Origin of the sequence: Pseudoalteromonas sp. CH_XMU1449-3 (assembly GCF_037027245.1) — a bacterium.
Lineage (GTDB): Bacteria > Pseudomonadota > Gammaproteobacteria > Enterobacterales > Alteromonadaceae > Pseudoalteromonas > Pseudoalteromonas shioyasakiensis.
Window position 1 is genome coordinate 38,806 of the sequence record NZ_JAYMDY010000018.1, and the last position, 22,905, is coordinate 61,710.

Annotated in this window: 21 protein-coding genes; 16 read left to right on the forward strand and 5 right to left on the reverse strand. The window is 41.3% G+C overall.

What is annotated here, in order from left to right:
- Nucleotides 1-145: 145 nt before the first annotated feature.
- On the reverse strand, nucleotides 146-2,371 hold the full coding sequence (locus WA256_RS17750) for a S9 family peptidase (RefSeq protein ID WP_335992767.1): 2,226 nt from the start codon (nucleotides 2,369-2,371) through the stop codon (nucleotides 146-148).
- Nucleotides 2,372-2,483: 112 nt separating this feature from the next.
- Between WA256_RS17750 and WA256_RS17755 the strand changes: the two genes are divergently transcribed.
- A complete protein-coding gene (locus WA256_RS17755) occupies nucleotides 2,484-2,888 on the forward strand; it encodes an HIT domain-containing protein (RefSeq protein WP_175080265.1) in 405 nt (134 codons plus the stop codon).
- A gap of 63 nt (nucleotides 2,889-2,951) precedes the next feature.
- On the forward strand, nucleotides 2,952-3,701 hold the full coding sequence (locus tag WA256_RS17760; RefSeq protein ID WP_063529901.1) for a substrate-binding periplasmic protein: 750 nt from the start codon (nucleotides 2,952-2,954) through the stop codon (nucleotides 3,699-3,701).
- Nucleotides 3,702-3,773: 72 nt separating this feature from the next.
- On the opposite strand, the gene WA256_RS17765 is transcribed toward WA256_RS17760, so the two are convergent.
- Complete coding sequence (locus WA256_RS17765; RefSeq protein WP_062566085.1) at nucleotides 3,774-5,474, reverse strand: dipeptidyl-peptidase 3 family protein; 1,701 nt, start codon at nucleotides 5,472-5,474, stop codon at nucleotides 3,774-3,776.
- Between the two features lie 282 nt (nucleotides 5,475-5,756).
- On the opposite strand from WA256_RS17765, the gene WA256_RS17770 reads away from it, so the two are divergent.
- Nucleotides 5,757-6,599 carry an HDOD domain-containing protein gene (locus tag WA256_RS17770; protein WP_062566084.1) on the forward strand — a complete coding sequence of 281 codons (843 nt, stop codon included), beginning with the start codon at nucleotides 5,757-5,759 and terminating at the stop codon, nucleotides 6,597-6,599.
- A 59-nt stretch (nucleotides 6,600-6,658) separates the two neighbouring features.
- Here the strand turns inward: WA256_RS17770 and rdgC are convergent, their stop codons facing one another.
- Both rdgC and WA256_RS17780 read right to left on the reverse strand, forming a co-directional pair.
- Nucleotides 6,659-7,567 carry a recombination-associated protein RdgC gene (rdgC, locus tag WA256_RS17775; protein ID WP_054552583.1) on the reverse strand — a complete coding sequence of 303 codons (909 nt, stop codon included), beginning with the start codon at nucleotides 7,565-7,567 and terminating at the stop codon, nucleotides 6,659-6,661.
- A 90-nt stretch (nucleotides 7,568-7,657) separates the two neighbouring features.
- Nucleotides 7,658-9,421: a sensor histidine kinase gene (locus tag WA256_RS17780; protein WP_054562670.1), complete on the reverse strand. Its 1,764-nt coding sequence runs from the start codon at nucleotides 9,419-9,421 to the stop codon at nucleotides 7,658-7,660.
- Nucleotides 9,422-9,657: 236 nt separating this feature from the next.
- On the opposite strand from WA256_RS17780, the gene WA256_RS17785 reads away from it, so the two are divergent.
- The 4 genes from WA256_RS17785 to thrC all read left to right on the forward strand — a co-directional run bounded on the left by WA256_RS17785 (nucleotide 9,658) and on the right by thrC (nucleotide 14,915).
- Nucleotides 9,658-10,032, forward strand: coding sequence for a response regulator (locus tag WA256_RS17785; protein WP_054562669.1), 375 nt, complete (start codon nucleotides 9,658-9,660; stop codon nucleotides 10,030-10,032).
- A 227-nt stretch (nucleotides 10,033-10,259) separates the two neighbouring features.
- Entirely contained in the window at nucleotides 10,260-12,677 is a 2,418-nt protein-coding gene (gene thrA, locus WA256_RS17790) for a bifunctional aspartate kinase/homoserine dehydrogenase I (RefSeq protein WP_335992768.1), read from the forward strand.
- Between the two features lie 9 nt (nucleotides 12,678-12,686).
- Entirely contained in the window at nucleotides 12,687-13,613 is a 927-nt protein-coding gene (thrB, locus tag WA256_RS17795) for a homoserine kinase (protein WP_062566082.1), read from the forward strand.
- Between the two features lie 18 nt (nucleotides 13,614-13,631).
- Entirely contained in the window at nucleotides 13,632-14,915 is a 1,284-nt protein-coding gene (thrC, locus tag WA256_RS17800) for a threonine synthase (RefSeq protein WP_062566081.1), read from the forward strand.
- Between the two features lie 56 nt (nucleotides 14,916-14,971).
- Here the strand turns inward: thrC and WA256_RS17805 are convergent, their stop codons facing one another.
- A complete protein-coding gene (locus tag WA256_RS17805; protein ID WP_269407671.1) occupies nucleotides 14,972-15,340 on the reverse strand; it encodes a hypothetical protein in 369 nt (122 codons plus the stop codon).
- A gap of 291 nt (nucleotides 15,341-15,631) precedes the next feature.
- On the opposite strand from WA256_RS17805, the gene glyA reads away from it, so the two are divergent.
- From glyA to WA256_RS17850, 9 genes are all read left to right on the forward strand, one after another.
- Nucleotides 15,632-16,888 (forward strand): serine hydroxymethyltransferase, encoded by a 1,257-nt coding sequence (gene glyA / locus WA256_RS17810; protein ID WP_054562665.1) that lies wholly within the window; start codon nucleotides 15,632-15,634, stop codon nucleotides 16,886-16,888.
- A 108-nt stretch (nucleotides 16,889-16,996) separates the two neighbouring features.
- A complete protein-coding gene (gene nrdR, locus WA256_RS17815; RefSeq protein ID WP_054552576.1) occupies nucleotides 16,997-17,446 on the forward strand; it encodes a transcriptional regulator NrdR in 450 nt (149 codons plus the stop codon).
- 2 nt (nucleotides 17,447-17,448) lie between these two features.
- Nucleotides 17,449-18,588, forward strand: coding sequence for a bifunctional diaminohydroxyphosphoribosylaminopyrimidine deaminase/5-amino-6-(5-phosphoribosylamino)uracil reductase RibD (ribD, locus tag WA256_RS17820; RefSeq protein ID WP_269407672.1), 1,140 nt, complete (start codon nucleotides 17,449-17,451; stop codon nucleotides 18,586-18,588).
- Between the two features lie 4 nt (nucleotides 18,589-18,592).
- Complete coding sequence (locus tag WA256_RS17825) at nucleotides 18,593-19,246, forward strand: riboflavin synthase (RefSeq protein ID WP_054562663.1); 654 nt, start codon at nucleotides 18,593-18,595, stop codon at nucleotides 19,244-19,246.
- A gap of 42 nt (nucleotides 19,247-19,288) precedes the next feature.
- A complete protein-coding gene (gene ribBA, locus WA256_RS17830; protein WP_062566079.1) occupies nucleotides 19,289-20,404 on the forward strand; it encodes a bifunctional 3,4-dihydroxy-2-butanone-4-phosphate synthase/GTP cyclohydrolase II in 1,116 nt (371 codons plus the stop codon).
- 105 nt (nucleotides 20,405-20,509) lie between these two features.
- Nucleotides 20,510-20,974: a 6,7-dimethyl-8-ribityllumazine synthase gene (gene ribH / locus WA256_RS17835; RefSeq protein WP_054562661.1), complete on the forward strand. Its 465-nt coding sequence runs from the start codon at nucleotides 20,510-20,512 to the stop codon at nucleotides 20,972-20,974.
- 15 nt (nucleotides 20,975-20,989) lie between these two features.
- Nucleotides 20,990-21,400: a transcription antitermination factor NusB gene (nusB, locus tag WA256_RS17840; protein WP_054552571.1), complete on the forward strand. Its 411-nt coding sequence runs from the start codon at nucleotides 20,990-20,992 to the stop codon at nucleotides 21,398-21,400.
- 44 nt (nucleotides 21,401-21,444) lie between these two features.
- A complete protein-coding gene (gene thiL / locus WA256_RS17845) occupies nucleotides 21,445-22,419 on the forward strand; it encodes a thiamine-phosphate kinase (protein ID WP_054562660.1) in 975 nt (324 codons plus the stop codon).
- Nucleotides 22,416-22,901, forward strand: a complete 486-nt coding sequence (locus tag WA256_RS17850; RefSeq protein ID WP_062566077.1) for a phosphatidylglycerophosphatase A family protein — start codon at nucleotides 22,416-22,418, stop codon at nucleotides 22,899-22,901. Before thiL ends, WA256_RS17850 begins: the two co-directional genes overlap by 4 nt.
- Nucleotides 22,902-22,905: the final 4 nt, after the last annotated feature.

Below are 22,905 nucleotides of genomic sequence, written 5' to 3' on the forward strand. Positions count from 1 at the left end.
ATTCCTTCGTCATGCCCATAGGAGCAATGTATTAAGCGTAGCTAAAATAGGTCGAAAATCTAGTTAAATAGTAGAATACATTGAGACAAAAAAAAGGCTGATTTAACAATCAGCCTTTAGTCTAAGTCACCGAAATTAAACGTGATTACTCAACGTTAAAGTGTCGGTTGAAGAAACTGGTGATGGTTTGGTGTAGGTGCGTTTGTACGCTCTTGCCACGTAAACTGTGTTTTGAACCCGGGTAAGTCATCATTTCGAACTGCTTTTCTTGATCTTGCAGTTGTTTGAATAACTTAGTGGCGTGAGTGAATAACACGTTATCATCTGCCATACCGTGGTAAATCATCAGTGGGCCTTTTAAGCCTTCGGCATATGGGAAAACTGCACTTGCTTCGTAACCTTTCGCGTTAGTTGCAGGGTGACCTACATAACGTTCAGTGTAGTGAGTGTCGTAAAGTGCCCAATCAGTGACTGGCGCACCAGAAACACCAGCTTTGAAGTAGTCGCCCGCTTTAAACATAGTCATAAGCGCCATATAACCACCGTAGCTGTGGCCATAAATACCGATACGTTCAGGGTCAACGTAATCAAGGGTACGTAAGAACTCAACACCCTTGATTTGGTCTGCCACTTCAGCAACACCTAAGTGCTTATAAATCACGTCTTCAAACTTTTTACCACGGTTGTATGAACCACGGTTATCAAGTTGGAAAATAACATAGCCTTGTTGTGCCATGTACTGGAAGTATAAGTTTTTACTACGCCAACTGTTCGTTACGCGCTGAGCATGAGGGCCGCCATACACGTTAACAATAACTGGATGCTTTTTACCATCTTGGTAATTAGTTGGCTTGAATAAACGGTAATGCATGATTTGTCCGTCTTCAGCCTTTAACGTGCCGTATTCAGGCGTGATCAAATCAGCTAGGTAAGGCGTTAATGGATGTGACTTATCTAACTTGTTCTCTTCAAGCCAAGTGATGAATTCGCCATTAATTTTACGTAATGCCGCAGAGCCAGGCTTATTCACTGAAGAGCTGTTATCGATAAAGGTTTTGTTGTCTTTAGCAATTACCACATTATGGTAAGCACCTAGCTCAGTTACGCGTTTAATTTCGCCTTTTTTGAATAGCGGTACGCTGTATAAGTGGCTCTCAAGTGCTGTATCTTTGCGACCTGCAAAATAAACGATGCCTTTTTTCTCATCGATACCTTTTAAGCTATCAACAACCCATTCACCTTGGGTGATTTGACGGATCATTTCACCGTTTGTGCGGTATAAATAAAGGTGTTTAAAACCGTCGCGCTCAGATGCCCAAACGAAATGTTTCTTATCGTTTAAGAACTGCAAATCAAAGTGCAGGTTAATCCAAGTATCACTGGTTTCTGTTAGGGCAACGGTTTGTTTTTTAGTGTCGCTATTATAAAAACGTAACTCTAAGTTATGTTGCGAGCGGTCTTGCCACTGATATGAAAGCGTTTTGTTATCTTTTAACCATTTTGCGCGAGCGATATAAATATCTTGATCGTCGCCTAAATCAACCCAGTCAGTTTTTTGATTGTTGATGCTTACAACACCTAACTGAATTTTAACGTTGTCGGTACCTGTAAACGGGTAGCGTTGATTAAATAGCTTTACTTCATCGGCGTAAATTTCATTACGGATCGCTTCTTTTACTGGGCTTTCATCAACACGGGTATAAGCGATTTTAGACTCATCACCAGACCACCAGTAGCCAGTCATTCGACCCATTTCTTCTTGCGCAACAAACTCGGCCATACCGTTTTTAATAACGCCGCCACCATCTTTACTTAATTGGATTTCTTGACCCGTTTTTAAGTTAAGTGCGTAGAGGTTTTGCTCACGAATAAACGACACATAATGGCCTTTAGGTGAGAAACGTGCATCGGTTTCAAATGCTTCTGTGTCGGTTAATTTACGGCTTTTAGCTGAGGCAAGCTCATAATAGTAAAGGTCGCCATTAAGCGGGAATAAAAGCGCTTTACCGTCTTTTGACCATTTATATTCTAAGATCCCTTTACCAAAAATACGTTGGCGCTCACGGCGTGCTTTTTCTTCATCAGATAAGTTTTCTGGACCAGAAAATAGTGCAGCAGAGTCAACTAATAAGCGGTTTTTGTTATCTTTTAAGTTGTATTCCCATAAGTCGTAGCGATTGTAATCATCGGTTTTACCTTGCAGGTAAGTTACACGACTGCCATCTGGAGAGAATTTAAGTTGTACAGGCGCTTTGCCTGCTAAGCTTGGATCGTCAAAAATACGCTCAAGAGTAAGCGGTTCAGCGGTCACACTGAATGCTGTTGCCAGCACTGGCAAAGCAAGTGAGAGAGATTTAATTTTTTTTAGCACAGGAGCACCTTCGCTCGAATAAAAACTGCCACGATGGTAATGGTAAGCTTAGGCAACTGCAACAAAATGCTATAAAGTAAGGTTTGTTTACCCAATATTAAAGGATTTACTGATGAAAAATACTGATACGCCGTTTTCTTTGGCCCCAGAACTACAACGCGACTGCATTGAGCTTGTTGATTGGCCACTGTGTAAAGTATTGCTGATGAATGATAGCCAATATCCTTGGTTTATTTTAGTGCCAAGAGTCGCTGGCGTTAAAGAGATAATCGACCTTTCTGAAGAGCTACAAATTACCTTATTACAAGAGTCGGGCAAACTGAGTAAATTATTACAACAGGTATTCAACCCAGACAAACTCAATGTAGCAGCACTAGGGAATATGGTACCGCAATTACATGTTCATCATATTGCGCGTTTCACAACTGATGCAGCTTGGCCAACACCAATCTGGGGTAAATTACCTGCAGTACCTTATAGCGACGAACAAATTGCCGCATTAAAAGCGCATTTTTAAACTGTTTGATCTAGTTATATTGAACTAAGCTAAATGGATGATAAATACAGAGGTGCAGAATAAATGAAACACACAGTGTTTGCCGTGTTGCTTATTCTGAGCTCTTTTTCATGTGTGGCTAAAAGTTACTATTTTGTCGGTAGCCACTTTCCTGCCATTTTAGAACAAGATCAGCAAGGAACAGTGGTCGGCTTAGGTGCCGATATCGCACACGAAATTTGCAGACGTTTAGGGCATGAGTTGGTTATTGATATCATGCCACTAAAACGCGCTTTAAAAATGGTAGAGCAAGGTCAGGCTGATGCCATTATCGGCCCTTACAAATCCATTCTACGTCAGCAGTATATGCAATTTAGTGACTTACCTTTTTACGAAGACCCGATTGTTTTATATACCAAAAAGAACAACGATGTGACTTGGGTTGGAAACTTTGCCAGTTTGCGAAAAGATATTATTGGTATAATTCGAGGTTGGAACTATGGTCCTGAATTTAAGCGTAACGAGGCAAATTTATCGCTATCTGAAGTGGGTAATGTGCGGGCTAGCTTTTTACAATTGATGCATAACCGAGTTGACTTAATTCTTACCCATCCTCGGGCTGCAAAGCCTGTGATCGACAGTTTAGATATAGCAGATAAAGTGATTGTTTTATCGCCGCCGGTGACGGTTAATCAGGGCTACTATGGCTTTAGTAAACAACGCGAACTCGATGAATTTATTGATGCTTTTAATGCCGAGTTTCACAAAATGCTGATCAACGGGGATATTTTAGAACTAAACTCCAAATATGGTTTGAACTTCGTTGCACACTAGTCGTGTTTTACTCGATTTCAGGCAACAAAAAACGCTGCAATTGCAGCGTTTTTTGTTAGAGAAGAATAAGGCTTAAAGACCTAATACTTCTTTACCTTGTTTGAAAGTAACATCAACAGGGATGTTAGCTTGGCTTAGTTTTTCTAAGTCTTTAGCTAGTTCAGCTTTGATGTCGCCATGAGTTGCGATTAGCTGATCAACTTTTTGGTAATCACCGTCACCTTGAATAGTAAGGATTAGGTTAGATAGTTTCTCCATTGCTTGGCTCATTTTCTCCATGTTAACGCTGTATAAGCCGTCAGCATTTTTAGAGAATGCACCTTCTTCAGCGAAGAAGTTAAAGCGGATCATGTTCGCTTTACCGTGTGCGCTTGATGCACCAAAACGTACTGAGCGGAAGATACCAGCCATAAAGGTGATGTAGTAATCTTCTAACGTACCGTCAGTGATCTCGCCTTTCTTAAGTAATTGCTCAACCATGTAAAGGCCTAAGATATCCGCTTTACCTTCTTCAAGGGCACTTGCATGCTCTTGCAATGATTGGCGAACAGTTCCTTTACCAGTAATGGTATTTTTAATACCTAAACCGTGCGCTACTTCGTGGAACATAGTGTTTGCGAAGAAAGCATCAAAGGTAATGTGTTTACGCTGCTCAGGAACAATTAGCTGCTCTGAAATTGGCACTAAGATTTTATCGAATTTAGCGCGCATTGCGTTTTTAAGCTGTAAACGACGAGTGCCTTTTTCTAGCTGAACTTGTTCATCATTTGGCAGGTTGATAGCAATTGTTTTACTACCTGCATTTGAGTGGCCTGCGTAATAAACAACATCATAAGCATTAAGGTCAGCATCAGAGCCTGGGACTTCTTGCTTGTATTTTTCGTCTACAGGTAAACCTTTTTGTAGCTCAGGTAAGAAAGCGGCAAATTTAGCTAAACGCTCGCTCCATGCTAAATCTTTAATTAATACATAAGATTCATACGCTGCACGGTAACCAAACAATTGATCTTCATAGGTTTCGATAGGGCCAATAACCACGTCAATTGGGTTATTTTTCATATCCATCCAGGCAAAATCAGATGGTTGGAAGTCATCACTTACTAGTGCGTCTGCGCGCATGCTTAGGTAGTTAGCAAATTCTTTATCATCAGCCAATTTACTTGCTTCGCGTAATAAATTAGCTGCTTTTTCTAGCTCTTGTGCGTACTCAACCGAGTAAGCCACGCTATAAAGAAGGCCTTTTTCATCGCGCTTGATCACGGAGTAAAGACCGGTTTTGTCATCAACGATTGCGTTGTTTAATTCTTCTTTTGTGATATCGCTTGGGTAAAACTCAGCGCCTAGTGGCTTTTCTTCATAGCCTGACAAGAATACTTGGTCACCGTTTAAGCGATCCCAAGGGCCGTAGTTAATATCTGCAAACTTCTGAACTTTTTCATCATTAATTTTTGCTAAGAAAGCGTCTTTGCTCTCACCAAATGCTTGGCGCCAAAATAGCTCATCCATGATTTTTGAGGCATCGATTAACTTGCCAATCATTTGCTTCTGGTTATCGCTTAAGTGGCTAAGATCAGAAGTAAGCGTAAAGTCAGTGTAAATGTCTAAGCGGCTTTTCTCAGCATTGATAAGTTGTGGGTTGTTTTGTTCAGTAGTTTGCTTTGTTTGCTCTGCAGCAGGCTTAGTTTGAGAAGTGGTAGCTTGCTGGTCAGAACATGCACCAAGGAAAACAGCACCTGATAAGATAAGTGCTTGGCTAATTTTATTTAATGTCATTTTTTTGCCCGTTAAAAAAGTGAGAGTCATTGCTTAGAAAACAAAAAGTCTATGCATTAAAGCAAACCTGACATATATATGGCAAGTTTACAGCACTAGAAGCAATATTTATTTATGAGTTAAGAAGTTAAAAAATATAAAAAATATAAAAAATAGATAATTTCTGTGAATTTCTTAACTTTAGCGCTAAGTTAGACAATACTAAAACTATAACTAATCTAATAATGTCAGTCATTAGTCTGTCTTTGTTTAGGCGGGCTAACCCAAGAGGATGGCACACATATGTCAACAGAAAATGCATTACTGACCATATTGGTCGACAGAATAAATAATGACACTTTAGTGTTACCTACCTTACCAGAAGTTGCAGTGAAGGTAAGGCAAGCCGCGGATAACCCCGAGGTAAACTTGATGGATATGGCAGATGTCATCTCTCATGATCCGGCATTATCAGCACGAATGATCAAAGTCGCCAACAGTGCATTTATGGGGCGCTCAGTTAAAGTTACAAATCTACACCAAGCTGTAACACGAATTGGCCTGCGTCAAATTAAGAACATTGCAACTGCAATGGCAATGGAGCAGCTGTTTGTATCGCATAATGAGCTTATCAAAGGCTATATGGACAAGGCATGGCAGAAAACCCTCAAAGTAGCATGTCACTCAATTACCTTGATGGACTTCTTCTTACGCAGAAATAAGCATACATCATTGAATCGCGACACAATTACCTTAGCGGCATTGGTTTATAACATTGGCGTACTGCCCATTTTAACAGAAGCTGAAAAGCACCCCGAGGTGTTCGCAAACCCAAGTTTCCTTGCTCATGCCATTCAAAAGCTGGGTGGTAAAGTAGGTGGCGCAATTATGCGTGCTTGGGGCTTTACTGATGAGTTTGTAGAAGTAGCTGAAAGCTGGGCAAATCCAAACTATCGTCCAGAGCATATTTGCTATGTTGATTTTATTCGTATTGGCGCGATTTTAGAAGGGATCTTACAGGTTTCTGATAAGTCTGCGGCATTGCAAACTTACATGGACAAAGGCGTGATTGAATCACTTGATATGTTCAGTGACGATGAATATAACGATATGCTTAACGAAGTAAAAGCGATTTTTACTGAATAACAGCAACAAAAAGCGCGACTAAGTCGCGCTTTTAATGTTAACCATTATCTGGGTTTAATTTATAAATCTTCTGCGTCGCCTAAGCCTTGAGTCAGCTCTTCTAGCAGCTGTTTAATTTCTTCTGACGCTAAGATAAAGTCAGCATCAAGTTTTACTGCCATATCTTCTTTTGGAATGTCGGCGTTTTCTTCTTTTAATGTTTCTGAGTAGCTTAAACGCTTAATTGAACCATCGTTTTGAAGCATGAACTTAACGCGTTCTTGCCAATCAAGAGCCAGCTTAGTTACGCGCTTACCATTTTCTAAGTGTGATTTTACTTCGTCACACGATAAGTCATGGCCTTTTAATTTAACCTGAGCGCCACTGTCATCGGCTTCTTCAAGCTCTGCATCATTACCGATAGAAAAGCCTTCAGGGGTACTGAAATTAGTTAACCAGTCAGTTAAAAATACATCTAAATCGTAATTCGCAAATGCAGGTACGACAGGTAACGTGCCAAGTGATTTACGTAATAGGGCTAAAAGCTCTTCTGCTTTATTAAAGCTTGCGCTGTTAACCACAACCCAGCCATTCTTTTGATCAATAAACGCAAACTGTAGGCTCGATTTTTTGAATGCTTGAGGTAGTAAAGTGTGCAGAATATTTTCTTTTAGTTCGTCTTTTTCTTTTTTCTTTACTGGGCGGTTTTCTTCAGCTTCGATTTGCTCTACTTTCTCTGCAACCAATTCGTTGATAACGGCAGCTGGCAGTACTTTTTCTTCACGTTTAGCACATACTAAAATGCTGTCTTGAGAGAAATGAGATAGGGTTTGACCATGTTTACCAAAGGCTTTTGTCCAACCGAAAGTTGAAAGCTCTTGGCCTGTACATGAGCGGAACAAGTCTTGTTCTAGGGCTTTGTCGAAGTCTTCTTGAGAGTATGAAACGTCTTGTTTAAAACGGTAACAGATAAGGTTACTAAACCACATAATTAGGCTAATCCTTTCAATAAATTTGCCCAATCATAGCAATAAAAAACTGATGCCGAAATGAATCATTTCGGCATCAGCGTTAATTGCTTATGAGTTAAACATTGAAAGTGGCTTTGGCATATTTTTCGGAAAACTAATATGGTAGTGCAAGCCTTTACCGACTTCGCTTGATACCTCAATATCGCCACTCAGGGTTTGCTTAACAAGGTTAAAAGTAATATGTGTGCCCAAGCCACTGCCGCCTTGGTCGCGCTTGGTTGTAAAGAATGGGTCGAATAGCTTTTCTAACTGCTCTTTTGATACGCCATTACCATTGTCTTTAAAGTCGATAACGACTTCGTCATCTTCTTCTTTGATAACAATATCAATGATGCCACTTTCAATTCCTTCGAAACCATGAATGAGTGAGTTCATAATCAAGTTTGTGAAAATTTGACTAATCGCACCCGCAGGCAGGTTAAGTGTTAAATCATCAGGGCAATCTAAATTAATATGATGCGATGTTTTCTTTAGCTTTGGATGGAGTGAGCGGATCACTTCACCTAAATACTCTTTAAAGTTAATGGTACGTACTGCTTCACTGGCTTGGTCGACCGCAATTTGCTTAAAGCTTGCAACCAGCTCTGAAGCTCTATCTAGGTTACTAGTCAGTAGGCTAGTACTTTGCTTGGCGTCATTAATAAACTCTTCAAGCGCTTTTGGCGATAGGGTTTTTTCTTTATATGCCGCTTCAATTTGGTCCAAGCGTTCTTGTAGGAATGACGTTGCAGTAACACCAATCCCAATAGGTGTGTTTACATCATGAGTAATACCCGCGACTAAGCCACCTAAAGCAGCCATTTTTTCTGAGCCAACTAAGCGTTCTTGCGCCATATTTAGTTCATCAAGGTAGCGTTGTAACTCAGTTTGCTTGGTTATGAGTTCTTGTTCAGTTTGTTTACGTAAATCAATTTCTTCAGTTAGTGTCAGCTTTTGTTTTTCTAGCTCGTATTTTTGTTGCTGCAAGTCCATCATCGCTTGGCTTAAGTTTGAAGTTTTGCGAGCTACTTCTTGCTCTAACTGTAAGTTATGTTGGTCGAGCTTTTCGTTGCTTATCAAAAGCTCTTTTTGCGTATGTTCGAGCTCTTCACGGTAAAGTACCACCTTATCAATTAAGCGGTTGAAAGACTCTTCCATTACTTTTAATTCGTTGTGCTCAACAGTTTTGATCTCGATATGGCGGCCTTCTAGGTCGTTTAGTTCAAGATCTTCAATTTGTTCTGTGAATTGTGCCAATGGCTCGGTTAAGCGCTTTCTAAATGCAAGTAAGAAAAGAATGATCAAAAAGGTGGTTTTGATCATCGCATTACCAATTAAAAAGTAGATAGAAATCATGATGCGGCTAAAGACCACTTCACGACTTGAAAACAGGGTTACATCACCTACTTGGGTTGTTTTACCTGAAAATTCAAAAATGAGAGGGAATGTGTAACCGAATAAGCCTGATGGCGTATCTTCGATAATCGCTTCTTCTTGCACTAACTGTTGACTGTATAGCTCGTGAATATCTAACGAACGACCTAACTGAGAGAGTACCTCGCCGCTATCATCACGCACAATAATACCCTCGATCATAGGGATTGCCAGCAAGCCTTCAGCCGTGGTGATGGTTTGTTTATCGTTCAGTTCCCAAATAGCGCGGGTTAAACTGCGGCTAAATGTTTTTTGCAAAGTCGTTAATTCGTCGCGAATGTAATCTTTGGTATTAACGTACTCAGCAATAACTTGTCCACAGGTCACTACAAAAGTAAGTAAAAAGTAGACTGAGAGTACATTTGTTAATAATTCTTTAGACAGGCTTTTTTGTAGCATGGAATATCCATAGCTCCTTGGTGACAATTGTAATACATTCAGCTAGTTCTAAAGTTAGCTAATAAATGGTTAAAAAGAAATAAATATATCCTTTTTTACTGGAACATTTATAAATTGTTAGTAAATTTTGAAAAAACTTGCCCTTACTGCGCTTGAAAAAGTGTGTTATAAATTTATTCCATCTTTAATTTAGCCTTTTTTGATGTTGTATTTGCTACAGCGAAGATTTTTATTTCATGAATAATCCTAATTTTTCAGTACTGGTCTGTGATGATTCAAATATTGCCCGTAAGCAGGTAGTACGCTGTTTAGGGGATTGCTTGGATGCAGATGTTCAACAAGCCACTAATGGCCGCGAAGCTCTTGCCTTATTGCGCGAGCAAAACTTTGATCTATTGTGCTTAGATTTAACCATGCCAGAATTGGATGGTGTTGCAGTGCTCGAAACAATCAAAGCAGAGAAAATAGAGTGTTTTGTTATAGTGATTTCGGCTGATATTCAGGCTGAAATGAAACAAAGAGTAGTAAAATTGGGTGCTATTGACTTCATTGATAAACCGATAGATCTTGTGCGACTAAAAGCAACTTTGCATAAATTTGGTATTCACTAATCTTTTATATAACACAAACGCATAATTTATCTTTTCTTTAAGGGTTGACAGGCTGGCTACATTTAAGGCAGTCTACAGGCTATGAAAACATTTAATCACGCAACGACCATTATTATTACAACCATCATCCTTACGGGATAGTGGCATAGGTCGGTGCAACAAAATTATAGGCCTGTGTTCACTAGAACACAGGCCTTTTTCGTTTATGGAATGAGGAAACATAAATAATGCGAGTATTAAAATTTGGTGGGTCGTCCTTGGCCGACTACGCATGTTTGCAACAGGTAGCTCAGTTAGTCAAAGAAGAATTACGCGATGAAATGCTGTTAGTGCTGTCAGCACCAGGTGGCATGACAGATTCATTAGTAGCATTAGCAAGCGCTGCAGAGCAGGGGCAAAATTTTAGTGAGTTATGGCAAGCATTGGTTGCGCGCTGTGAACAATTAAAAGCTGCTGTTGAAGCTGACTTTGGTCAGGTAGCAAGTTGGCCTGAATTGAGCGAGCTTAAGAATAAACTAGATGGTGTTGCACTTTTGAAGTGTTGCCCAGACCAAATACGTGCTTATGCAATCAGTTTTGGTGAGCGCGTAAGTGTTGCCTTGATGGAGTGTATGCTTAAAGACAGTAATGCTCGTTATTTAGAAGCGACAGATTGTATAGCTTCAGTGGGTGGCTACATTGATGCTGAAGCTGACTTGGCCGCAAGTAAGTTACGTTTTCAAGCAGCATTAAAAGCGGCACCGAGCACAATTTATATCATGCCGGGTTTCACTGCTGCCAATGAGCAAGGTGAGCTAACAACACTTGGTCGTAATGGTTCAGATTACTCAGCAGCCATTGCAGCAGCATGCCTAGAAGCTGATGTATGCCAGATCTGGACTGATGTTGACGGTGTTTACAATGCTGACCCGCGTTATATCAAAAAAGCATCTAAGGTTGATTCGTTATCTTATAAAGAAGCAATGGAGCTTTCTTACTTTGGTGCGAAAGTATTGCACCCGAAAACGATTTTACCTTGTGCTAAAGCAGGCGTGCCGTGCGAGATCAAAAATACTCATAACCCACGTGCAGAAGGTTCTGTGATCAGTAACGACAGTGTGTCGAACGATCCAGTTAAAGCGTTATCAAGTTTACAAAACCTCGCTATGTTAACGGTGTCTGGCCCAGGCATGAAAGGTAAAGTTGGCATGGCGTCAAAAGTATTTAATGCACTGGCGCACGACAATGTTTCAATTGTACTAATCACTCAATCTTCGTGTGAATTTAGCATCAGTTTCTGTGTGCATGAGAGTGACCTATCTCTTGCTTTAGAAGCATTACAAACTGCTTTCGAATTAGAATCACAAGCCGGTTTAATCGAACCAGTACAAGTACAGCGTAACCTTGCGATTGTTACTCTAGTTGGCGATAACATGCGTGCGCACAAAGGTTTAGCGGCTAAGTTCTTTGCTTCATTAGCTCAAGCGCAGGTTAACATTGTTGCTATTGCACAAGATTCGACTGAAAGCGCCATTTCAGCGGTTATCGACGGTGAACTGTGCAACGACGCAGTAAAAGTGTGCCATGAGAACTTCTTTACTCACATTCCTTCAATCGATGTGTTTTTGCTTGGCTGTGGCTTAGTGGGCCAAGAGCTTATTCAGCAGTTAGAGCGTCAACAAGCATGGCTTGAAAAACGTAACATCAAGCTGAACTTGTACGGTGTTGCTAACTCAAGACAGCTTTATCTAGATAGCGAAGGTATTGCTTTTGATGGCTGGCAAGACAAACTAGCCGAGTCAGAGCAGGCATTTGATTTAAATCTGGTTGAGCAATTTGTTAAACAAAACCATTTAATTAACCCTGTGATTGTAGATTGTAGCTCAGCCGATAAGCTTGCTGCGCAATATGTTGATTTCTTGAATGCCGGTTTCCATGTGGTTGCGGCAAACAAAAAAGCCAATACTAGCTCGTATGCTTACTACCAAGATTTAGTAGCAGCAACACAAAAGAATAACCGTAAGTTTTTATACGAAACAAACGTAGGTGCAGGTTTACCAGTACTTGATAATCTGAAATCACTATTTGGTGCCGGTGATGAGCTTATTAAGTTCAGCGGTATCTTATCAGGTTCATTATCGTATATGTTTGGTGCACTACAAGATGGTTTATCACTTAGCGAAGCAACATTAAAAGCAAAAGAAAGTGGGTTTACAGAGCCAGATCCGCGTGATGATTTATCAGGCACTGATGTTGCCCGAAAACTACTGATCATTGCTCGTGAATCGGGTCTTGAGTTAGAACTTAGCGATATCGAAGTTGAATCAGTTTTACCAAAAGGGTTTGCAGAAGATGATTCTGTAGCAGATTTCATGGCAAAACTACCATCTCTTGATGCGCAGTTTAACGACCGCATTCAAAGTGCTGCAAGTGAAGGTAAAGTACTTCGATATGTGGGCACTATTGAAAACGGTCAATGTAAAGTAGGCATTGAAGCCGTAGATAGTAGCCATGCTCTTTACGATATCCGTGACGGTGAAAATGCATTGGCAATCTTAAGTCAATATTATCAACCACGTCCGTTTGTGATTCGTGGTTATGGCGCAGGTGCTGAAGTAACGGCTGCAGGCGTATTTGCTGATATCTTAAAAACGTTAACACGTTAGGAGCTGGTGATGATCCGTGTATATGCACCCGCTTCAATCGGGAATTTTGCTGTCGGCTTTGATGCACTAGGTGCCGCACTGGCACCTATTGATGGCACCTTATTAGGTGATGTTGTAGAGGTGAGTGCCGCTGAGCAAGATACTTTTGTCTGCTCTGGCGACTATGCCCATAAACTTCCAGCTAATGCTGAAGAAAACTTGGCTTATCAATGTTTAATTCATTTTAAAGAACACGTTGCACCGACAATGCCAGCGGTAAAACTTGAGCTTAAAAAGAACCTACCAATTGGCTCAGGTTTAGGTTCAAGTGCTTGTTCTGTAGTGGCTGCGTTTGCTGCCCTTGATAAATTTGCAGAAACAAATTTATCTCAAGAACAACTTATCGAGTTGATGGCTGATTTTGAAGCTATTGTTAGTGGCGGCCGTCATTACGATAACATCACACCCTGTTATTTAGGTGGCTTGCAATTAACTGGTGAACTCATTCCGAACAAGTCAATTTCGTTACCCGTTGATAATCAATGGTATTACGTAGCGGCTTTTCCAGGTTTTTCACTGAATACCGCAAAAGCGCGTTCGGTATTGCCAACGCAATTATCAATGCACGACAGTGTTGAGTTTGCACAGCGACTGTCTGCATTTAGCAGCTTATTGCTAACAGGTCGTTTTGATGCTGCGTTATCAATTATGACAGATGAAATCGCTGAGCCACATCGCGCACCATTAATCCAAGGTTTTGCTGAAGCTAAAAGTGCCTTGCCAGAGCTTGGCGCAGAGATTGTCAGTATTTCTGGTGCTGGCCCAACATTATTTACCGTGTGTAAGAGTCTCGAAGCTGCTCAAAAGTGTGCAGCTTGGCTGAATGATAATTACGTAAATGAACAAGGTTTCAGCCATATCTGTAAACTTGATCAGCTTGGCACACGACAGCTTTAAAGATTTTAAGGAATAAACATGCAATTACATAATTTAAAAGATGAAACACAACAGGTGTCGTTTGTAGAAGCGGTAAAAACGGGGTTAGGGCGTAACCAAGGGGTGTTCTTCCCTGAAAGCCTAACGCCAATTCAAGACATTGATGCGTTACTTGATTTAGACTTTGTTAGCCGAAGCAGTAAGATTTTATCGCACCTAATTGGCGATGAACTACCTGCCGATACCGTTGCACAGATGGTACAAAATGCATTTAACTTTGATGTGAAATTGGTTGAAGTAGAAAAAGATATTTATTGCTTAGAGCTATTTCATGGCCCAACGCTTGCGTTTAAAGACTTTGGCGGCCGTTTTATGGCTGAGTGTCTTGCACAATTTAACCAAGGCGAAAAAGTCACTATTTTAACAGCAACATCAGGTGACACAGGGGCTGCAGTTGCTCATGCATTTTATAATAAGCCAAATATCGATGTCGTGATTTTATACCCGAAAGGTAAAATTTCACTAGCGCAGCAAAAGCTATTTACAACGTTAGGCAATAACATTCATTGCTATGCTGTTGATGGTAGCTTTGATGATTGCCAAAGCATGGTAAAGCAAGCTTTCTTAGACGATGAAGTTAAACAAAAGCTAGGTCTAAATTCTGCTAATTCAATCAACATCAGTCGTTTAGTTGCACAGGTTTGCTATTACTTTGAAGCCATTGCTCAATTACCTAAAGAGCAGCGTAGTAAAGCGCATATCTCAGTACCAAGTGGTAACTTTGGTAATGTGTGCGCTGCGATGATCGGTGCTGTGCTTGGTATGCCAGTAGCGAAACTAAGTGCTACAACTAACCAAAACGACACTGTGCCACGTTTCTTACAAAGCAAAGAGTGGGCACCGAATGACACGCTTGAATCGTTATCGAACGCTATGGATGTGAGTAAACCGAATAACTGGCCACGTGTTCAGTTTATGTTGGATAACAAATGGTTTAGCTATGATGACTTTTATTCAAGCTGTGTTGGTGAAGAAGAAACAAAAGAGGTGATGAAAAAAATTCATCAAACGGGTTACATCGCAGAGCCTCATACTGCAATTGCTTATCAAGGCTTGAAAGAAAATCTAGCAGATGGCAGTGCAGGTATCTTTTTAGCGACTGCACACCCTGCTAAATTTAAAGACAGTGTAGAAGAAATTTTAGACATCGAACTGCCTATGCCAAAACCGCTCGCTGATGCGCTAGCAAATGAGTGCTTGGCTGAAGATATTAAGTTTGATTATCAATTGCTTCGAACTGAGCTGTTAAATAAATTAGCATAACCTTGATTATAGAGCGGCTAAGCCGCTCTTTTTTATGCAGTCTTTTAATAAAGCCCTCAATGAAGTAACGAATGGCTATGACGGTTTAAAATCCGCATGCTTAGAATGACCCCTGCCGAGATACACAGCAAAATACTGATCACCGAAACGAGTTCATTTTGCGTCCATTGCATCAAGGTGAATGCCGAAATAAAAATGATAAAAGGTTTAAATTCATAGTAATAGCGACGTTTTCTTTGCTTGACTCGCTGGCTTGAATGATCGGTTCTTCTGGCTTCAGAACGCATCCGCCAAATGTTAGCACCTAATAAAAATAAGATTACACCGATTAATGTAGGCACATAATTATTGGCTAATGTGATACAACTGATGCCGAGAAAAAAGTATCCGTAGGGGATTAATTCGTATATTGGTTTAGCTAACATGTACTTATACCATCCTTGATATTGACTAGTTATATAAGCTTAGTTTGCCCTAATAAAAACGCAATTTAACAGTGCGATTTTTTGTTTAAGTAACATTTTAAATATCTATGAAATATTTTAAATTTATAAATTTTTGTTATGTATCAATAAAAAAATATCATTATTAAAACACTGTGAAATAAATTCAATCCCTGTTTAAATATGTTCATCTTTACAAGATAGGCAAAAGTGCGTTTTAAGCGTACAATACAGCCTTTAAAAAACACCATACACGTTGCCTTAGGAGACCCCATGTTAGAACGTAGCATGAATATTTCGGATTTCGATCCAGAGTTATTTGCAGCCATCAATAAAGAGACGGCTCGTCAAGAAGAGCACATCGAACTGATCGCGTCTGAAAACTACTGTAGCCCACGCGTACTTGAAGCGCAGGGTTCTCAGCTTACCAACAAATATGCTGAAGGTTACCCAGGCAAACGTTACTATGGCGGTTGTGAGCATGTTGACGTTGTTGAGCAATTAGCAATTGACCGTGCAAACGAATTATTCGGCACAGATTACGCTAACGTTCAACCACATGCGGGTTCACAAGCAAACGCAGCTGTTTTCCAAGCTCTTCTTCAGCCGCACGATACAGTACTAGGTATGAGCTTAGCTCATGGTGGTCACTTAACTCACGGCTCACACGTTAACTTTTCTGGTAAAACGTACAATGCAATTCAATACGGCCTAAACGACGAAACTGGCGAAATTGATTACGCTCAAGTTGAAGCACTTGCATTAGAGCACAAGCCAAAAATGATCATCGCTGGTTTCTCTGCATACTCAGGCGTTGTTGACTGGGCTAAATTCCGTGAAATCGCTGATAAAGTAGGTGCATACTTATTCGTAGATATGGCTCACGTTGCTGGCCTTATCGCAGCAGGTGTATACCCAAGCCCAATCCCTCACGCACACGTTGTTACAACAACAACTCACAAAACATTAGCAGGTCCTCGTGGCGGTCTAATCGTTTCTGCATGTGGTGATGAAGAGATCTACAAAAAGCTAAACAGCGCTGTTTTCCCTGGCGGTCAAGGTGGTCCTTTATGCCACATCATCGCTGCTAAAGCAGTTGCTTTCAAAGAAGCATTACAGCCAGAATTTAAAGCGTACCAAGCACAAGTTGTTAAGAACGCACAAGCGATGGTTGAAGTACTGCAAGAGCGTGGCTACAAAGTTGTTTCTGGTAAAACAGACAACCACTTATTCCTTCTTGACCTAATCGACAAAGATATCACAGGTAAAGATGCTGACGCGGCACTAGGTAACGCAAACATCACTGTTAACAAAAACTCAGTACCAAACGACCCACGTTCACCGTTCGTAACGTCTGGTCTGCGTATTGGTTCTCCGGCTATTACTCGCCGTGGTTTCAAAGAAGCTGAGTCAAAAGAGCTTGCTGGCTGGATCTGTGACGTACTAGACAACATCAACGATGAGTCTGTACAAGCAGAAGTAAAAGAGAAAGTTAAAGCTATCTGTAAAAAATTACCAGTTTACGCTTAATTACTGGTTAAACCGTAATTAAGATAACAATAGCGTTGTTTTTTGCTATTATAAAGGCCGCTTACTAAGCGGCCTTTTTTTGTTTTTTATAAACGGAAGTTGAACCCTATGCATTGCCCTTTTTGCACCGCAAAAGATACTAAAGTAATTGATTCTCGACTAGTTGGCGGTGGTCACCAAGTGAGACGTCGACGTGAATGTAACGAATGCCATGAGCGCTTTACCACCTTTGAAGGCGCTGAACTTGTGATGCCAAGAGTCATCAAGCAAGACGGTAGCCGTGAACCATTCAATGAAGACAAGTTACTGAATGGCTTGCATCGCGCTTTAGAGAAACGCCCAGTGAGCACTGAGCAGGTCGACGAAGTCGTTAACATCATTAAATCTCAACTTCGTGCTACGGGTGAGCGTGAAATCTCTAGCCATTTAATTGGCGAATGCATCATGGAGTCACTAAAGAAACTCGACAAAGTAGCCTATGTTCGCTTTGCATCGGTTTATCGTTCATTTGAAGATATTCGCGAGTTTGGTGAAGAAATCGCTCGTTTAGGTGATTAATCATGTCGTTTACAGAGCTTGATACTGCTTACATGGCGCGTGCCATTGAGCTTGCTAAACTAGGTCGTTTTACTACGACGCCAAACCCGAATGTTGGCTGTGTTTTGGTTAAAGATGGCGAAATAGTCGGTGAAGGGTTTCATCAATTAGCAGGGCAGGGCCATGCTGAAGTGAATGCCTTGGCTGTAGCTGGCGACAACGCGAAAGGCGCCACTGCATATGTGACTTTAGAGCCTTGTAGTCATTATGGACGTACTCCACCTTGTGCCGAAGGTTTAAAAGCCGCGGGTGTTAGCAAGGTGATTGCCGCTATGGTTGACCCAAACCCTGCGGTGAGTGGTCGCGGCCTACAAATTTTAGCTGACGCCGGTATTAGCGTTGCATCTGGTTTACTTGAGCAACAAGCGCGCGATTTAAATAAAGGTTTTTTAAAGCGTATGGAATCTGGATTGCCATATGTGACTTGTAAAATGGCATGTAGTTTAGATGGTAAAACCGCGCTAAATAACGGCCAAAGTAAATGGATAACAGGCCCTAAAGCGCGCCAAGATGTGCAAGCATTTCGTGCGCAAAGCTGTGCTATCCTTACCGGTGCAGACACCGTTATTACTGATAATGCCAAACTTAATGTCCGTGTTGATGAGTTGCCATTTACCATGCCAACCTCGTTGCCTTTGCGCCAACCAACCCGAATCATTATTGACTCACAAAACAGGTTAACGCCTGAGCTTGCGTTATTCAGCATCGAGAGCCCGGTGATAATTTTTACCACTTCGCTTGATAATCACACCAAGTGGCCTCACTTTGTTAAACACGAAGTGGTGCCAGCAAATAACAATAAAGTTGATTTATCGGCGGTTTTAAAGCGTCTTGCTGAACTACAATTTAATCATATTTGGCTCGAAGCGGGTGCAACCCTTGCTGGGGTGTTCGCAGAGCAAGATTTAATTGACGAATACATTGTTTATATTGCCCCTAAGTTAATAGGTGATATGGGCAAAAGCTTACTAAACTTTGCAGAAGTCACCATGATGAGTGATATCACTGAACTGACCTTTACTGATACAGTGATGATTGGCGACGATATTCGCTTAACAGCGATAAAAGCAAAGCAAGCCACAGACATTGAAAATAAAGAGTAGCACTATGTTTACTGGAATTATTGAAGCAACAGGTAAAATTGTTGAACTAACACAAAAGCAAGGTGATCTAGCTATTCGTATTCAAAGCCCTAATTTGGATATGAAAGACGTCAAGCTCGGTGACAGTATTGCCACCAATGGTGTGTGTTTAACGGTTGTCGCTAAACATAGCGATGGTTTTAGTGCTGACTTATCAAACGAAACAATCAGCTTAACTGGGTTTGCACATTATAAAAAAGGTCAAACAGTTAACCTCGAAAAAGCCATGCAACCGGTTTCTCGCTTAGGTGGGCACTTAGTGTCAGGCCATGTTGATGGTATTGCGACTGTCGAAAGTATTAGTCCCAATGCTCGTGCAACCGAGTACTGGTTAAGCACAGACAATGATTTAATGAAGTACATTCCGTACAAAGGTTCGGTGTGTATTGATGGCATTAGCTTAACCGTCAACGAGGTTGAGCAAAATCGCTTTAAGCTGACAATTGTTCCGCATACTGCAGAGCAAACAACGATTGCAGAATTTCAGGTGGGGACTCAGGTGAATTTAGAAGTTGACCAGATTGCTCGCTATTTAGAGCGCCTAATTAAAGGCGCTGAACAACCTTCCCGTTCAGACATATCAATGAGCTTGCTAGCACAAGCTGGCTTTATTAAATAAGCAAAGATACGTCACTATTAATCATACTCTCATGGGCACATTATGAATTTACACAGCGCGCAAGAAATTATCGATGACATTAAAGCCGGTAAAATGGTTATTTTAATGGACGATGAAGACCGAGAAAATGAAGGCGATTTAATTATCGCAGCAGAGCACATTAGTGCTGATGCTATCAATTTTATGGCAACACATGGCCGTGGTTTAATTTGTTTAACAATGACACAAGAGCGTTGTCAGCAGTTAGAATTACCACTTATGGTGAAAAATAACGGTGCTGCTTTTTCAACTAACTTCACAATGTCAATTGAAGCGGCGAAAGGTGTAACTACAGGTATTTCAGCGGCCGACCGCGCACGTACCGTTCAAGCTGCAATCGCTAAAGGTGCCGTGCCGAGCGATATCGTACAGCCAGGGCATATTTTCCCAATTATGGCGCAGCCTGGTGGCGTGTTAACACGTGCAGGTCATACTGAAGCGGGTTGTGATTTAGCGCGTTTAGCGGGTCTTGAGGCGTCATCTGTGATTGTTGAAATCTTAAACCCAGATGGCACCATGGCGCGTCGCCCTGATCTTGAAGTATTTGCAAAAGAGCATGACTTAAAGATTGGCACCATTGCAGATTTAATCGAATACCGAAACCTAAACGAAACCACCATTGAGCGCGTTGCTAAATGTAAACTGCCAACAGATCACGGTGAGTTTGATTTAGTGACCTACAAAGACACCATTGATGGTCAGCTTCACTATGTTTTACAAAAAGGTGAAGTATCGAAAGACGAACCAACGTTAGTACGTGTTCACTTACAAAGTACCTTTAACGACATTCTATTATCAGATAGAAGTGCTGATCGTAGCTGGGGCTTATCAGATGCTATGGCTTATATCGCTGAGCACAACGGTGTGCTTGTTATCTTGGGTAAACAAGAGTCAACAGAAGACCTAGAAGCAACCGTTAAAGCCTTTGCCGCTGAAGATGCTGGCGAAAATGTGAGTCATCGTAAATTCCAAGGTACATCGCGTACTGTGGGTGTGGGCTCGCAAATTTTGGCTGATTTAGGTATTGAAAAGATGCGCTTAATGAGCCGTCCTAAGAAGTACCATGCGTTATCTGGTTTCCACTTAGAAGTGGTTGACTATGTTGAGCCACAGTCTTAGTTAGGGAAAACAGATTTACTAGGCTACTTTTATATTTTTGTGGTATTATGCGCCGTAATTTTTGCGCAATCGCAACCGCTTAAACTTATTTTTTAGGGTTATTAAATGAAAATTATTGAAGGTAACAAATACGCACCGGGCAAAAAATTTGCCATTGTCATTTCTCGCTTTAATGACTTTATTGGTAGCAGCCTATTAGCAGGTGCTGTTGATGAGCTTAAGCGCACAGGTGGCGTATCTGAAGACGACATTACAGTTGTTTACGTACCAGGTGCCGTTGAATTACCTTTAGCAGCGAAACGCGTTGCAGCAAAGAAAGAACACGATGCAATCATCGCTTTAGGCGTAGTGATCAGAGGTGGTACACCACACTTTGATTTAGTCGCTGGCGAATCAAACAAAGGTCTTGCGCAAGTATCTCTTGAGTATGATATCCCGGTTGCATTTGGCGTATTAACCACTGAAAGCATTGAGCAAGCAATTGAGCGCGCAGGTACCAAAATGGGTAACAAAGGCGGCGAAGCTGCTTTAGGTGCGCTTGAAATGGTTAATGTGTTAGACAAAATTTAAGTTTAAGGAATCTCTGTGAAACCAGCAGCAAGACGTAAAGCACGTATCTTAGCACTTCAAGCCGTATACTCTTGGCAGTTAAGCGGTAACCCAATTGCTGATATTGAACAGCAAATGTTAATTGAAAATGATGTGACTAAGATCGACGTCGAATATTTCAAAGACCTAGCACGCGGTGTTGTTGTTAACTGTAAGCAATTAGATGAAATCGTTGCACCACATTTAGCACGCCCAGCTGATGAGTTAGACATGGTCGAAAAAGCAATTTTACGTCTGTCTGGCTATGAGCTGAAATTCCGTGAAGACGTACCTTACAAAGTGGCAATCAATGAAGGCATTGAGCTTGCTAAGATGTTTGGTGCTGAAGACAGCCATAAGTTTGTCAACGGTGTACTTGATAAAGCAGTGAAAGAACTGCGTAAGTAAGTAACCCCGTAAAGGAGAGCCGGCTTGGGCCGGCTTTTTTGTGTATGAAGGAATTTGAACTAATCAATCGTTACTTTAAGGGGCGTGGCATTATTCGCCGTGATGTGAACCTAGGTATTGGTGACGATTGTGCCTTAGTAACTGTGCCTGAAAACTGTCAATTGGCGGTAACAACAGACACCTTAGTTGCGGGCGTACACTTTTTTGATGACATCTCTGCGCGTGCCCTTGGGCATCGAGCTTTAGCTGTTAACTTAAGTGATCTTGCGGCAATGGGCGCTGAACCTACGTGGATTTCGGTAGGCCTTACGTTGCCTGAAGCAAATATAGAGTGGCTTGAAGAGTTCACTGAAGGCATGCATGAGATTGCAGAGTACTTCAATGTGCAAATCATTGGTGGTGATACCACTCAAGGCCCTTTAACCATTACGATTTGCGCTAAAGGCATCGTGCCTGAAGGCAAAGCACTGCGCCGTAGCGGTGCTAAAGTTGGCGATTGGATTTATGTAACAGGTCCATTAGGAGATGCTGGTGTAGCCATTGAAGCCCGTAAACAAGGCCTCGATATCGCCCCTGAACACTTAAGCTATTTAAATAATCGTTTTGATTATCCGACTCCACGTGTTGCAGCTGGTCAGGTTCTGCGAGGCGCTGCCTCTGCAGCAATTGATATTTCCGATGGATTATTAGCTGACTTAGGCCATATTTTAGCGCTATCGCAAGTTAGTGCGGTGATCAATGTTGATAAAGTGCCTGTTTCTGATGCATTAAATTCGTCGATTCCACGTGCAGAGCAATTTGACTACATTTTAAATTATGGTGACGACTACGAGTTGCTGTTTACTGTGCCAGAAAGCAATAAAAGCATGGTTGATATGAAACTGCGCCAATATGGTGTTGAAGCAAGTTGTGTAGGTCAAATTAAAAGTGGCGAAGGTGAGATTGAGCTATTACTTGATGGTGAGCAATTTAATTATCAAGGTAAGGGCTTTCAGCACTTTACGAAGGAGCCGGTTTGAGCAGTAACCGATTATTCAATTTAAAACGCCCACACCAATTTTTTGGTTTGGGTTTTGGCTTAGGCCTTGCCCCTAAAGCACCTGGCACCTTTGGTACCTTTGCTGCCTTGCCATTTATTTTTACTACTATGTACTTTCCGCTGTGGTTACAGATTGTGTTTGCAGTCGTGATCAGTGTATTTGGTATTTGGGCGTGTGGTAAAACAGCAGATGACTTAGGGGTACATGATCATCCAGCCATTGTTTGGGATGAAGTTGCTGGTTATTATATCACCATGATTGGTGCTGCACTGAGTTGGCAGTCACTGTTGGTTGGTTTTTTATTGTTCCGCTTTTTTGATATCGCTAAACCAGGTCCTATCAGAATCCTAGATAGACGTTTACACGGTGGCTTGGGCATCATGGCTGATGATATTTTAGCAGGTATATTTTCATTAATTTGTGTTCAAGCCTTGTTTAAAGCAGGCTATTTGCCTTTTTAAACGA

Coding starts and splice junctions, on each gene's coding strand:
- thiL (WP_054562660.1), top strand. CDS start 21,445: ATGAAGGAATTTGAACTAATCAATCGTTACTTTAAGGGGCGTGGCATT.
- rdgC (WP_054552583.1), bottom strand. CDS start 7,567: ATGTGGTTTAGTAACCTTATCTGTTACCGTTTTAAACAAGACGTTTCA.
- WA256_RS17785 (WP_054562669.1), top strand. CDS start 9,658: ATGAATAATCCTAATTTTTCAGTACTGGTCTGTGATGATTCAAATATT.
- WA256_RS17760 (WP_063529901.1), top strand. CDS start 2,952: ATGAAACACACAGTGTTTGCCGTGTTGCTTATTCTGAGCTCTTTTTCA.
- thrB (WP_062566082.1), top strand. CDS start 12,687: ATGATCCGTGTATATGCACCCGCTTCAATCGGGAATTTTGCTGTCGGC.
- WA256_RS17755 (WP_175080265.1), top strand. CDS start 2,484: ATGAAAAATACTGATACGCCGTTTTCTTTGGCCCCAGAACTACAACGC.
- WA256_RS17825 (WP_054562663.1), top strand. CDS start 18,593: ATGTTTACTGGAATTATTGAAGCAACAGGTAAAATTGTTGAACTAACA.
- nrdR (WP_054552576.1), top strand. CDS start 16,997: ATGCATTGCCCTTTTTGCACCGCAAAAGATACTAAAGTAATTGATTCT.
- ribD (WP_269407672.1), top strand. CDS start 17,449: ATGTCGTTTACAGAGCTTGATACTGCTTACATGGCGCGTGCCATTGAG.
- ribH (WP_054562661.1), top strand. CDS start 20,510: ATGAAAATTATTGAAGGTAACAAATACGCACCGGGCAAAAAATTTGCC.
- WA256_RS17805 (WP_269407671.1), bottom strand. CDS start 15,340: ATGTTAGCTAAACCAATATACGAATTAATCCCCTACGGATACTTTTTT.
- WA256_RS17780 (WP_054562670.1), bottom strand. CDS start 9,421: ATGCTACAAAAAAGCCTGTCTAAAGAATTATTAACAAATGTACTCTCA.
- WA256_RS17770 (WP_062566084.1), top strand. CDS start 5,757: ATGTCAACAGAAAATGCATTACTGACCATATTGGTCGACAGAATAAAT.
- thrC (WP_062566081.1), top strand. CDS start 13,632: ATGCAATTACATAATTTAAAAGATGAAACACAACAGGTGTCGTTTGTA.
- thrA (WP_335992768.1), top strand. CDS start 10,260: ATGCGAGTATTAAAATTTGGTGGGTCGTCCTTGGCCGACTACGCATGT.
- ribBA (WP_062566079.1), top strand. CDS start 19,289: ATGAATTTACACAGCGCGCAAGAAATTATCGATGACATTAAAGCCGGT.
- glyA (WP_054562665.1), top strand. CDS start 15,632: ATGTTAGAACGTAGCATGAATATTTCGGATTTCGATCCAGAGTTATTT.
- WA256_RS17765 (WP_062566085.1), bottom strand. CDS start 5,474: ATGACATTAAATAAAATTAGCCAAGCACTTATCTTATCAGGTGCTGTT.